15 protein-coding genes are annotated in these 12,653 nt (G+C 40.9%); 12 read left to right on the top strand and 3 right to left on the bottom strand.

Going from position 1 to position 12,653, the window contains the following annotated elements:
* Window positions 1-320 precede the first annotated feature (320 nt).
* The 4 genes from F0226_RS15250 to F0226_RS15235 all read left to right on the top strand — a co-directional run bounded on the left by F0226_RS15250 (window position 321) and on the right by F0226_RS15235 (window position 1,993).
* Entirely contained in the window at window positions 321-653 is a 333-nt protein-coding gene (locus tag F0226_RS15250) for a hypothetical protein (protein WP_171736435.1), read from the top strand.
* A gap of 57 nt (window positions 654-710) precedes the next feature.
* Window positions 711-1,190, top strand: coding sequence for a hypothetical protein (locus tag F0226_RS15245; protein WP_171736434.1), 480 nt, complete (start codon window positions 711-713; stop codon window positions 1,188-1,190).
* A 16-nt stretch (window positions 1,191-1,206) separates the two neighbouring features.
* Window positions 1,207-1,350, top strand: coding sequence for a hypothetical protein (locus tag F0226_RS15240; RefSeq protein WP_167494077.1), 144 nt, complete (start codon window positions 1,207-1,209; stop codon window positions 1,348-1,350).
* Window positions 1,351-1,561: 211 nt separating this feature from the next.
* Window positions 1,562-1,993, top strand: a complete 432-nt coding sequence (locus F0226_RS15235) for a hypothetical protein (RefSeq protein WP_171736433.1) — start codon at window positions 1,562-1,564, stop codon at window positions 1,991-1,993.
* A gap of 451 nt (window positions 1,994-2,444) precedes the next feature.
* On the opposite strand, the gene F0226_RS15230 is transcribed toward F0226_RS15235, so the two are convergent.
* Window positions 2,445-3,374 (bottom strand): LysR family transcriptional regulator, encoded by a 930-nt coding sequence (locus tag F0226_RS15230; RefSeq protein WP_171736432.1) that lies wholly within the window; start codon window positions 3,372-3,374, stop codon window positions 2,445-2,447.
* Window positions 3,375-3,456: 82 nt separating this feature from the next.
* On the opposite strand from F0226_RS15230, the gene F0226_RS15225 reads away from it, so the two are divergent.
* The 6 genes from F0226_RS15225 to F0226_RS15200 all read left to right on the top strand — a co-directional run bounded on the left by F0226_RS15225 (window position 3,457) and on the right by F0226_RS15200 (window position 9,803).
* Entirely contained in the window at window positions 3,457-4,908 is a 1,452-nt protein-coding gene (locus F0226_RS15225; RefSeq protein WP_253820839.1) for a sulfatase-like hydrolase/transferase, read from the top strand.
* Between the two features lie 76 nt (window positions 4,909-4,984).
* Window positions 4,985-6,184, top strand: a complete 1,200-nt coding sequence (locus F0226_RS15220) for an anaerobic sulfatase maturase (protein ID WP_171736430.1) — start codon at window positions 4,985-4,987, stop codon at window positions 6,182-6,184.
* A 170-nt stretch (window positions 6,185-6,354) separates the two neighbouring features.
* Window positions 6,355-7,044 carry a hypothetical protein gene (locus tag F0226_RS15215; RefSeq protein ID WP_171736429.1) on the top strand — a complete coding sequence of 230 codons (690 nt, stop codon included), beginning with the start codon at window positions 6,355-6,357 and terminating at the stop codon, window positions 7,042-7,044.
* Between the two features lie 57 nt (window positions 7,045-7,101).
* Window positions 7,102-7,644: a hypothetical protein gene (locus F0226_RS15210; RefSeq protein WP_171736428.1), complete on the top strand. Its 543-nt coding sequence runs from the start codon at window positions 7,102-7,104 to the stop codon at window positions 7,642-7,644.
* A gap of 409 nt (window positions 7,645-8,053) precedes the next feature.
* Window positions 8,054-8,209: a DUF2256 domain-containing protein gene (locus F0226_RS15205; RefSeq protein WP_171736427.1), complete on the top strand. Its 156-nt coding sequence runs from the start codon at window positions 8,054-8,056 to the stop codon at window positions 8,207-8,209.
* Window positions 8,210-8,231: 22 nt separating this feature from the next.
* A complete protein-coding gene (locus F0226_RS15200) occupies window positions 8,232-9,803 on the top strand; it encodes a cryptochrome/photolyase family protein (RefSeq protein WP_171736426.1) in 1,572 nt (523 codons plus the stop codon).
* 48 nt (window positions 9,804-9,851) lie between these two features.
* Here the strand turns inward: F0226_RS15200 and F0226_RS15195 are convergent, their stop codons facing one another.
* A complete protein-coding gene (locus tag F0226_RS15195) occupies window positions 9,852-10,580 on the bottom strand; it encodes an NAD(P)-binding oxidoreductase (protein ID WP_171736425.1) in 729 nt (242 codons plus the stop codon).
* Between the two features lie 95 nt (window positions 10,581-10,675).
* Here F0226_RS15195 and F0226_RS15190 point away from each other — a divergent pair, with 95 nt between their 5' ends.
* Entirely contained in the window at window positions 10,676-11,584 is a 909-nt protein-coding gene (locus F0226_RS15190) for a LysR family transcriptional regulator (RefSeq protein WP_171736424.1), read from the top strand.
* A gap of 51 nt (window positions 11,585-11,635) precedes the next feature.
* A complete protein-coding gene (locus tag F0226_RS15185) occupies window positions 11,636-11,872 on the top strand; it encodes a hypothetical protein (protein ID WP_171736423.1) in 237 nt (78 codons plus the stop codon).
* A gap of 273 nt (window positions 11,873-12,145) precedes the next feature.
* Here F0226_RS15185 and F0226_RS15175 read toward each other — a convergent pair whose 3' ends face one another.
* On the bottom strand, window positions 12,146-12,433 hold the full coding sequence (locus tag F0226_RS15175) for a TetR/AcrR family transcriptional regulator (RefSeq protein WP_216606644.1): 288 nt from the start codon (window positions 12,431-12,433) through the stop codon (window positions 12,146-12,148).
* Window positions 12,434-12,653: the final 220 nt, after the last annotated feature.

Genomic DNA, 12,653 nt, shown 5'->3' with positions numbered 1-12,653 from the left:
AAAATTGAGAGGGTGTAATCCTTCCAAGCTGATGATGCGGGTTCGATTCCCGCTGCACGCTCCAATTCGCTCAATCAGAGCAATGTTTTACTCCCCAAACTTATTGAAATTTATTTTTAGCGCTTTGCTGCGAGAGTTTTCCCTGTCTGGTGATAAATTATTTTTGTAATCATTTCTATTGGAAATTTGCGCGGTGACCAAATGGAATAGGTAAATATAGTAATACACCTATAACTTCACCTATAAATACGACGTTGTTCAAAGGAGCCTTTACTGCTGCCGGTGATTTTACTACCAAATTAGGCATAGGGGTGACAGTTATGAATGCATTCATAGATGTTGCTCAGGGCGACCTAGATATGTCTAAGTCTATCAAATATGTTGTGGATGCGACTGCCTCGACATCAACATTAAGTAGGGCGGGTTATCTTACTAGATTCAGCCCTCTTGGTATTGCGTATTCGGGGCTTGATGTTGCTGTACAACAGTTTAAAGGTTACGAAATTAGGTATGGTGACCGCGCAGGGCAGGAGGTGAATGGATGGTCTGCCTTGTTTTATAGTGGTCTCGACAATCAGAAGGAAATAGGGCCAACACCGCCGCCTTCCCAGTGGCACCTTCAAGGTTATTTAAATAACCAGAAGAACCAATAACGGAAACTAAAATGTTAAATAAAATTAAGTTACTTACATATAATTGTTTACTATGGCATGCTTAAAATTCAACGGGATTTTCCTGAAAAAAATGCCTATGAGAAGTCAGTTACAGAGCTAAACTGGCTGGTTAGTTATGTATTAGCAGCATTGTTTTTCGCATTGCTTCTCCATATTGTTGAATATGAGACAATTGTTGAATTATGGCCATATGACTTTGGTAGAGAGCATGGGAAAAACTTTATTGCACCAGGTGCCATATTCTTTTTATTAATTTGGTACCTATCAAGACGAGCATTTATGCATGCATTCATGAATGAAAAAGCTTTTTCTGAAATGGAACGGTATTATGGCTCCGAGGGGATTGAATATAAAGAACATAGTAAGCTCATTAATATCGATACTTTTTTATTCTTTGCCACTGCGGGTAGTTTCGCTTTTCAAGTGTGGTTCGCTTTCATACTGTGCGTTTTAGCCTTTATTTCCCAAGAGGTTTGGATTAGGAAGAGGTTTTCATCAAGTAAACTTAAAAAGTAGTTTTTAGCCCAGCCTTATGGCTGGGTTTTCATATCTAATTGATGCGTTGGGGAATATGATTTCGAGTGATATTCAGGCTGAACAAAATAGAATATCTTCTTCATCGATTAGCCCGATAGATAAAGCATGGTTAACCGAAGGCGCAGATGCGCGTGGTTAACTGCCGAGGTCGATGCGAAAACACCATCCACGATAGTATCACCGTTGTCAGAGGCAGATGACCGAAGTAATTGGAGTTGGAATGAAGAAGATTTATTGTTTGAAGAGAAAGAGCTAGCTTTAGCAAATCACTCGAAAACTCGGGCAAAGTCCAAAGTATTGGTGGTAGTTGGGCTTGGTCTAGACAATGTACGGTTGATAAACCTTATGGCTTGAGTCAGGCGCAGGTTGAACAGATAGCTTGGGATTATGTTGGGGCGCGTCCTCAGCCAGAATCAATGGCTAAACCATTTGACTCATACCCAGCAATTAAGGCTGTAGGTGATTTAGCTAATAAAGGAGTGACTGCTTTGAGTGTGGCTGATGCTGTTCCAGCGTTTTCCTTGTATTCAGCTAGCAAGGGTGGGGCTGGGTACCTTTCAGCACTCACTAATTCTGGAGCTTCTACAGCCCATACTTGGTCAATAGGTAAGTATGCTCCAAATTCTCGAGGGGTAGTAGGAAGTTATTCTGGTTTACAGTCTGTATCATCAGTACTCAAGACGAGCACGAAGGTTGCTGGTCATGCAGGAACAGTTCTTTCTCGACTCTCTCTTGAATTCGAAAATCTCCCCAACGACAACATTCAAATAAGCGCAGAGTGACTCAATAGCTTTGAGGCCAATACGAGTAGCTGTTTTGTCGTATACCAAGAAAAATAACAGTGAAATGTACGCACATTCTAAGAGTCTAGAATGATTAGGTGCGGGCGTTGTAGATAAAACTCAGGTTGATACGCATGTAGCAGAGACTAAGTGCGCCATAGTTACTCAAATATAGCGTTGGTATTCACAAGTGATGCTTCATCAGCAAATAGCTGATCGTCTCAACAATAGTGGATGTTTAAATTTAGAGGGCAAAAAATGGAGTAGGGTGGCTATAAGACGACGGGTTGCTGGCGAATGAGTTCGAACAAAGGTGTTCTGATAACTTTGATATACAAAAAGTAATGATTAGCAAAGGCAAGACCTGACCCTAGTATTCGATCTAATTGACGGACACATAATGTTCAATTCGTAAACGTTAGTAGTTGCATAGAGAAATATGTAGACCTTGTTATTCATTGACAATACGAGATCCTATTTCGATCATCATATCTTTCATCCAGTTATAGAAAGGGTCGTCACTAAGCCCGATAGACCAGCACATCGAAATAGGAATGGGCTTTAACATTGGCAATGGGATGCTGTTGTAGCAGTATTTGTTATCAATGCTTTTAATAAATTTGCTGGGTCCAACCAGATAAGCGTCCGTTGATTTGACAGTTTCCAAAGCTAACCAGAGCGTCGATTCGTCAAGCAGTACCGGGCTCTCACCGATTAGCTCATCATATATATTCTGATATCGATGCGAGCCTCGAATTTTGACAATAGGGAAGCTTGAGAGAGAAAGATCTAATTGGTCGGTATTAGAAAAAATCGCGTGTTCACGTCTCGCAACCAATGAACTCGATACCTCCCCGATTTCCTTTGTCTCGAACCCAGAAAGGTCTTCTGGCAACGATCCTAACGCAAAATTAATCTCACCCAAGGTCAGTTTCTTTATATTCTCATAACTCCAACTCTTGCAGGTCACCGTTACATTGGGTGCATGCGTTGATACTTCTTCGATGATTTGAGCCATCCAATGAGGACTTGCGTAATCTGAAAGCATGATAGTGACATTCTGTGTTACTTCACTTAAATCAAGCTCCTCTGAATCGACTAAATTTTTGAACTGATTACATAGCAGCTCGACTTTGGGATATAACTGAATCGCTTTTTGCGTGAGCACCAATTGATTCCCAACTCTCACCAAAAGAGGATCATCAAACATCTCTCGAAGTTTTGACAATTGCTTGCTAACAGCAGGTTGAGTGATAAACAACAGTTCTGAACTTTTAGAAATATGCTTTTGATCCAATAGAACAAGCAGTGTTTTTAGTAAGTTGAGATCAAGCGCTCTAATCTTTGAAAACTCACTATTCCTCATAGTTATACCCTTCATAAATATCCATCACTTCAAATTCTAAGCGCAGCCGTTATTCTTTTCAAAAGAAATCAATTAGAAATGGTCATTGGAGCAAAATATGATGAGAAAAAGCGTGTTAGCCACCGTTTTAGCCGGTGTACTGCCTTCCCTATCAGCAACGGCAGCAGAACAACCTAATGTGATTATTATGATGGTCGACAACTTGGGTTTTGGAGAGCTTCAGTCGTATGGCAGTACACGAGGCGTCGCGACCCCAAACCTAGACAAATTAGCAGAAGAAGGCATCAGGCTGACAAACTTTAATGTTGAGCCTCAATGCACTCCAACCCGTTCAGCATTTATGACCGGTAGACGTCCATTGAGAACGGCAACAACAGAGGTTGTTTGGGGCATGGATTACGGCATGGTGAACTGGGAAGTTACCATGGCAAATAAGTTTAAGGATCAGGGTTACAACACCGCAATGTATGGCAAGTGGCACCTTGGGGACACTGAAGGTCGTACACCTTTAGAGCAAGGGTTCGATGATTTCTTTGGGGTGCTTAATACTTCAGACGAATCACTCTATTCGTCACAACTCCACTTTGAAAACGAAGATGGGTACGTGCCAAAGATCCAAGACACCGTCGATGGAAAGACAAAAGATGTCATGGACTTTAATTTAGATACTCGTCGTACTATTGATGAGCAAGTCACTCAACGGGCGATGACACACATCAGTCAACAATTAGAAAAAGGCAGTCCCTTCTTTACTTTTGTCTCTTTTACTCAGCCGCACCTGCCTACGATTCCTCACCCAGATTTTTCAGGAGTGACAGGCAAAGGAGATTATGCCGATGTTTTGCATGAGATTGATTTTCGCGCAGGGCAAATTATCGACACCATTGATAAAGCCGATGCCAGAAAAGACACATTGATTATCTTTATGTCAGACAACGGCCCAGAGTGGCACTACCCTCATCATGGTATCGCGGCACCATGGAGGGGGAATTATTTTACAGCGCTTGAAGGTTCAATACGTGTGCCATTTATCGCTTCTATGCCAGGCACAGTGAAAGAAAAAAACGTCAGTAATGAAATTGTGCACGTTGTTGATGTAATGCCATCTATTGGCGAGCTTGTCGGTTATGAGATGCCAGCAGATCGTCATATAGATGGTATCAACCAGTGGGCTCACCTGAAAGGCGACACGGAACAATCTAATCGTGATGGTTTTTATATAAGCAATGGACAAATAGTTCAGGCGTACAAATGGAATGATTGGAAATTGCATTTCTACGATCAAGATATTATGCCAGAAGCACCCGTTAAACGTCAGATTCCAGCCGTATATGATCTGTCTAGCGACCCTCAAGAAATGTATGACATGCGAGGTGATGGTGTCCGAATTTTCCCTACGGTAGTGAAACGAAACGTCGCGATTCAGCAAAACCTTGCGGTAAGTTGTGACACCATTCCTTTTCCTGCTCCTATGGGGTACGAACCTGACTGCAAGGGCGTTGATTTCACTCAACATATACCGGACGGCTTTAGAAAAGCTGAAAAGTAATCACCATTTACAGGACTGTCATTAACGTTAGGCAGGTAGGACATAAAAACCTACCTGAACAATCTGAGGAATAAATATGGAAGTGTCTAAGTCTGTTCATATTATGAGTAAACCAACGGGTTCTATATGTAACCTAGATTGTGACTATTGCTTTTACCTTGAGAAAGAAAAGCTATACCCCGAGCGTAATACTAACTGGAAAATGTCGGATGAAACGCTAGAAATTTATATCGAGCAACACATATTGGCTCAGCATACTGACCATGTGACTTTTGCTTGGCAAGGAGGCGAACCTTTGATGATGGGGGTTGAGTTCTATAAGAAAGCCGTCCAATTGCAAAACAAATATGCGAAAGGAAAGTCCATAGAAAATACGCTGCAAACCAATGGCCTATTACTCAACAATGAATGGTGTGAATTTTTCAAAACAAACCATTTTTTGATTGGTATTTCAATTGATGGACCTGAGCATCTTCACGACAAATACCGCACGAGTCGCTCTGGTAAAGGTTCTTATCGCAAGGTAGCGCAAGCCATCGATTTATTGCGTGCACATCGCGTTCAGTTCAACACTTTAACGGTCATTGGCAGCCACAATGTTGACCATGCATTGGAGGTATATCAACATTTAAAAGCTTTGGGTAGCGAAGTACATCAATATATTCCTTTAGTCGAAAGAGCGGCAGCAAAGCCAACGTTAGAGGGTTTATATTTAGTTGACCCGGAGCATGATAGCTCAGCTAAGTTGACGGAATGGAGCGTACCGTCTTTAAAGTTTGGGCAGTTCCTCACAACCATATTTGACTATTGGGTGAAGCATGATGTTGGTCAGGTATTCGTGCCTTATTTCGATAACACTCTCGCTGGTTGGGCGGGTGAACAAGGCAATATGTGCACAATGGCTCCGCGGTGTGGCAGTGCTTTTGCAATGGAAGCAAATGGAGACATCTACAATTGCGACCACTATGTTTATCCTGAGCATAAATTAGGGAACATTCATTCAAAAACGATTAATGAAATGAACTTCAGTGCCCAAAACTACGAGTTTGGTATCAAGAAGAAAGATCTCAGCGAAAAGTGTAAGCAGTGCTCATATATAAAACTCTGCAATGGCGGTTGCCCGAAGCAACGCTTTATTCCTAGAGGTAATAGCTCCCCCGATAACTACCTTTGCGCAGGCTATGAACACTTCTTCCGAAGTAGTGAAGAGAAGATGAAAATAATGTGTGACTTATGGTTTGCAGATCGATCTCCAGCGGAAGTGATGATGCTGTAAATACTTCACTACAATCCAAACTGTTCGTTAGAAATGAAATGGTGAGTTAAAACTGATAGTTAAATTCGATGCGGTGATCACCGGGTACTCAGTATCCGATTTTATCATTGACATTTTATACACATTTATAAACGTACATTTATTCTTCCGATCATTATTTGGCTGAAAAAATGAAACTAACTGCGATGAAATCAGTTCTCTTGCTTGCATCAATAGGCAATTTATCTCTAGCACAAGCAGCTGAGACACAACTTCCTGATGATAAATTCTCATTTTTTGTAACAAGTTCAACTCATAATGGAGACTTGGGAGGTATTAAAGGTGCTGACTTAACATGTCAACAACTAGCGCAAAATGTCGGCTTTGGTCATTTACGTTGGCATGCATATCTCAGCGCTGAGGGATCTAGAAAAACCCCTCAAATAAATGCGAGAGATAGAATAGGGAAGGGACCTTGGTACAATTATAACGGTGTGATGATAGCTGAAAATGTTGCAGATCTTCATGGTGATATCCAAAGAGATAGAAATCTAATAATGCAAAGTACAGCCCTAACAGAAACCGGTAATTTAGTAGCAGGAAGAATCAGAGACAAAGGTGCAGCTAATGAACACGATATGCTAACTGGGTCAGACTCTCATGGTCGAGCATTTCCGGCTGGGGCGATGAGATATTATAATTTAACATGTGATAATTGGAGTTATTCAGGTCCTAATGGTCAGGCGATGGTTGGTCACCATGACCGGATGAGTTCATGGAATACATCTTGGAATTCTTCTCATGCAACAAATGGATGTGCTTTGGAAAATTTTAATGAAACTGGTGGTAGTGGGAAGTTTTACTGCTTTGCTCAAAAGTGATTACTTAAAAATTATGACTGGTCAATTCGTTTGCTATAACAGTAGAGAGTTCTAAAAATGAAAATTTCAATGATAGTTCCACTGCTTTGTGGGGTTTCAATGTTGACATACGGACAGCAATATATCCCTGTTAAAAAACTGTCTATGTTAGATGCCTCATTCGTAAATTCGGACTGGAATGGCAAGACCGTACCGAATGGTCAACAATGTAAAATGTTTGAAGGAAATGGGTCCTCACCTGAAATGAAAATTAGTAATATCCCTAAAGGCACTAATGCAATACTGGTTTCCTTTAACGACAAAACGTTCATAAAGAATGATAATGGTGGTCATGGAATTGTTGGTCTCTGGATCAAAGATGATCAAACATCCGTGGTAATTCCATCTGTTGCGGGAGAATCAAATGACTTGCCTCCAGGGATGTTCATTGAAGAGAGGTTTCGCAGTAACAGAGGCAAAGATGGAGTGTATCTTCCACCTTGTTCTGGTGGGTTAGGCAATGAATATAACGCTAGTATCAAAGCTGTATTTAAGTCATCGTCAGTTGATGAAAGCTCTACTTTACTCGGAGAAGGCGTAATTGCGCTCGGTAAATACTAAGTGTAACTTGTCAGTCGACACGTTCCCTGTAGAAACACACTGGAACTTTGTCTTTCCGAACTCCAAGCAACAAAGCCCACTCAGCCAAGCATTCATGTCGCATCTTATTGGCTACAGAAAATACTGAAAGACAGCTTGATTAAGCAGGAAATGTCTCTGTTTTCTAGATTGCATAACATTTCAGCGTAAGCAAAATATTGCGTAACTCGTAAAATTTATCGTAACTGCAGCGAGATTGTACATAAGCCTGCTGGCACATTAATCATGATATTAACTAAACGATTAGCTCGAATTCGTTACTTTTTGTGAACCATAATGCTCTTTTTTGCGTAACTATATTGGAGTATGTCGAAAACAATCCAAATGCAGGAAAAGTGGCATTACGACAGATCAGTTCGGGCGAAAAACGATGAAAAAATCACAATTACCAGAAAAAGAATGTGTTGTTTGTCAAAGGCCATTCAGTTGGCGAAAAAAGTGGGAGCGAGATTGGCTTAAGGTTAAGTATTGCTCCAAACGTTGTCAGTCTTTGCGACGTCAAAATAAGCAACCGAGCGCAATATGATAGTTTTAGTTAGAGGATATATATGAACGCCACCCCACAACGTTTACGATTTATTTTTGGTGATCAACTGAATGCGAGTCACTCTTGGTTTGAGCAAACTGTTCCGCAAACACTGTATGTGATCGCTGAAATGCATCAAGAAGCTACCTATGTAAAACATCATGTGCAGAAGGTGTGCGCATTTTTTTCTGCCATGGGGCAATTTGCAACTGCGTTAGAAAGGGCAGGGCATCGGGTAATACATTTAACGTTAGACGATACGCAACGATTTGAAAAAATAGATGATCTATTAAATCATCTTATTGCTGAGCACAACATTACTCACTTTGAATATCAATTACCCGATGAGTACCGTTTACGCAGCATGCTCGATAAATATTGCCTGTCGTTATCTATATCTTCTCAAGCTTATGAAAGTGAACATTTCTTCCTGTCAGAAGCGCAAATAGAAAAAGACTTTAAGCCTGACCACCATCATCGTATGGAAGCCTTCTACCGTAAGATGAGAAAACGTTTTGACATTTTAATGCAAGACGGAGAGCCAGTTGCGGAGAAATGGAACTTTGACAGTGCAAATCAAAACAAATTAAAGCGCAGTGAATTTGATAGTGTGCCTGAGCCTCTTTTATTCGCTAACGATGTTTCTGATATTTTGAAACGTCTAGAAAGGCATAACATAGAAACCATTGGTCAAGCAGATAAGCAATTATTGTGGCCTGTTAACAGGCAGCAGGCGAGTGAATTACTGGTGTTTTTCTGTCGTTATTGTTTGCCACTGTTTGGTCAGTTTCAAGATGCAATGACCTGTAAGCTAGATGATATGCTCACCCAAAAGCAATGGAGTTTGTTTCATAGCCGTTTATCTTTCGCATTAAACGCAAAAATCCTCAGCCCTCGGCAAGTGATCGATGCCGCTATTATGGAATTTAACCAACGCCCTGATGAAATAAATATTGCTCAAATAGAAGGCTTTGTTCGTCAAATTCTAGGATGGCGGGAATTTGTACGTGGGATCTACTGGCGCAATATGCCTGGCTATCAAAACCTGAATCAGCTCAACGCTTCATTGGCATTACCAAGTTGGTTTTGGACAGGTAATACAAAAATGAATTGCATGCACCATGCGATTAAGCAGTCACTTGATTTCGCCTATGCTCATCATATTCAACGTTTAATGATCACTGGTAATTTTTCTTTGTTAACCGGCATTCAACCTGACCAAGTTGATGCTTGGTACTTAGGCATTTATATCGATGCGATTGAGTGGGTTGAAATGCCCAACACACGCGGTATGAGCCAGTTTGCTGATGGAGGTATTGTTGCTTCTAAGGCTTACGCTGCTAGCGGTAATTATGTGAATAAAATGAGTGATTACTGCACGGATTGTCACTATAACGTGAAGCAGGTGAGTGAGGAGACTGCGTGCCCGCTAAACGCACTATATTGGAATTTTATGCATACGCACATTGAGCAGTTTAATAATAACCCACGTACTCGAATGGTTTATGCTAATTGGAATAAAAAATCAGCAGAGCAGCAACAAGTTATCTTAGATAAAGCGAAACAGCTGATATTGAATGTTGAGGAGTTATGACTTTTTCATGATGAAAAATAGGGTCAGATCTTATCTGTCTCTTGAACATCAAGGGTAATCGGAATTATAAATCACAGGCAGTTGCCCTCGCCAACATTGCCAAAGAATAGGGTCGGTCAATAGCGATATCATGAAATGAGCGACATTCGCTCTACTGGTTTTTCCTGCGTTAAAAATGGGGTCGCGAATAGGAGAACTGTAGATTTCATAAGCGCTGGGTGCTGCTTGGTTGATTAAGCTATCGGGTCTTACTCCTACCCATTCAATGTATATGGATTTTTTTGAAACCTGTTGCTGTAGAAATGCCGCCGCTTGTTCGTTGTCGGCATGAGGAGGAAGCAGTGTTCTTAATAAACATACGACCATAATGTGAGGAAGCGAAACCATCTCTCCTGCACTTTTATTTTGATTTCCCGTTGTATTCATCAAAATAAACTTAATCGGCTTATCTGGTTTTATCGCTTCTATGGCAAAGCAAATTTTTTCCGTTGTCTCTGTTACCAATCTTCTTGGATGACCGAACATACCTTGTAGCGTTAGGTTATGACCCAAACACGAGATGACAGCATCACAATCTTTAACGTGCTCCATGAGCTGTTCATTACTCAAATCCAGTACATTAGCTGTCGTGATTGTGACGAGATCATGAACCTTTAAATGCGGTGGTAACCGATCTGAACTTCTTACAATTAGCTTCGTCTTTTCTCCGCGTTGTATTAATTGATCAACGACTAATCGTCCTGTTGCACCTGTCGCTCCTAAAATTAGTGTTGTCATCACGTAACCTTGTAAGTATTGGAATTACCGTTACTATACCTATGCATCTATGGTGTGAATATTGACGATAATTGCATGGAGCTATGCGTATTTGTATGAGTTGGTCATCTGTTTGCTTTGATTGGAATCGAACTCGCGCTTTTTTGGTAACCGCAGAGGAAGGCAGTTTGTCTGCGGCTGCAAAAGCATTGGGTATGACTCAGCCAACCCTGAGCCGACAAGTCGCGGCACTTGAAGAAGAAATCGGCGTTATGCTTTTTGAACGGGTTGGTCAAAAGTTAAAACTGACCCCTAGCGGCATAGCATTGCTTGCCATGGCGAAGAAAATGGGAAATGCCGCACAAGAATTTTCTTTGGTGGCCGGAGGGCATTCTCAGCAGCTTGAAGGTAATGTGGTTCTATCGGTTTGTGAAGTTGACGCTATCTATCGTTTACCGAATATCATTGCTCAACTGAGACAAGCAGAGCCAGGTATTAGTATCGAAGTTGTTGTGACTAATGAAGTGAGCGATCTCAAACGGCGTGATGCCGATATTGCTATTCGTAGTTTTCGCCCAAGCCAACCGGACTTGATTGCTAGAAAAGTAGGTGAAGAAGTTATTTGGTTATACGGCACTCCGGAGTATTTACATCGCTATCGCAATGTCACCAAATTAACACAGCTACAAGACATTCAATTGATTAGCTTTAGTGATGTAAATCGAATCATGGAGGTGATGATCCAACGAGGTTGGCAGCTAACGAAAGAGAATTTTCAATTGATGACCTCCTTTCAACCTTTGCAACTGAATTTGTGTAAGCGGCACCTTGGCCTTATTTACCTTCCTCAAGATATGGCAGAACATGAACCAGAACTGAGTCAGGCATTTCCTCAGTTTGGTCCAATTATGCGACTGCCAGTTTGGATGGTTTGCCATCAAGAGCTTCATACCAACCCGAGAATTCGCCGGGTATTCGATTTTGTCGCTAATCAATTACACGCTCAGCTGAGCGAAAAATTATAGGGTCGCGCCTATATTTTGTTAGTGGCGAGTGGGTTAGATAGCAAAACATACATGCCAAAAGCACTAAACACTTGGTCTACTTGGTCAAAAGGATCGGTTTGGGCATCCTTAAGTCATAAACTTCACATTGTGCTCGCCGCTCTCATTAATGAAGAGAAACAACAGGCAACGACAAAAGAATTATGGGTGTCATTCTCTAGAAATGGAACGGCAGGTAAAAGTGACGTCAATTATATTCAGCTTATTGATATTTGGCGTTCAACTCAACTTGGCGAAAAGGTAAAGTGAGAATGGCAGAAAAACGTATACTGATAATAGAAGAGCATCCTTTCAAAGGATTGCACTACTGACGTTACTGAAGCAATTTGATCATGTCATGTCATTGCTGATGCGGTTGGAGGTGCTGATCAAGCTTTAGAGCATATTCGTATTCATCGAACCGATATGGTCATTTGTGACTTAAACATGCCTGGCATTACTTTACTTCGGTTACTTGCTGAAACTGATTTTGCTGGCGAAATTGTCATATCTAGTGCGGTTGATGAGGTAGTGCTTAAAGCTTCAGTAAGAATGTGCACCGCTCATAACATGAACTTTAAAGGCACAATCAGTAAACCTGTCATTCATGCAAAGCTCTTCTGCAATATCTGACTTTCTCTTAAAATGGGAGTTAATTCCAGAACGAGAAACGCCAGCTTTATTCGCAATTTCGGAGAACGTAGCGGAATCAAATCCACCAGCCATCGTTATTTCAAAAGCAGCATCAACAATTTTCTGTTTTGTAATAGTTCCCTTTTCTGATATCGCTCTAACCACTTTATATAATCCAGTTGCTATGAAGTCATTCAATAATACTCCGAGTGATATTAACTTTAAAGTTATTCAACAGTCAGCTTTGTTGCGTAATTAAATTTTCGATAAATCTTGTCCTACTTGGTGTGTTTTTAATCAAAAAAGATAAGTTTCAGTCAATGTATTTGCCAAAAGGTATTGTTGCTGAATCCTTCCTAAATCTTCTACTTCGGTTTTCTAAGAAATCACTACAGGCACTAGAAGATATTTAAAGCAA

The sequence above is a fragment of the Vibrio sp. 99-70-13A1 genome (genome assembly GCF_013114625.1).
In the GTDB taxonomy this organism is placed as follows: domain Bacteria; phylum Pseudomonadota; class Gammaproteobacteria; order Enterobacterales; family Vibrionaceae; genus Vibrio.
This window is presented reverse-complemented; position numbering and strand designations above follow the sequence as displayed.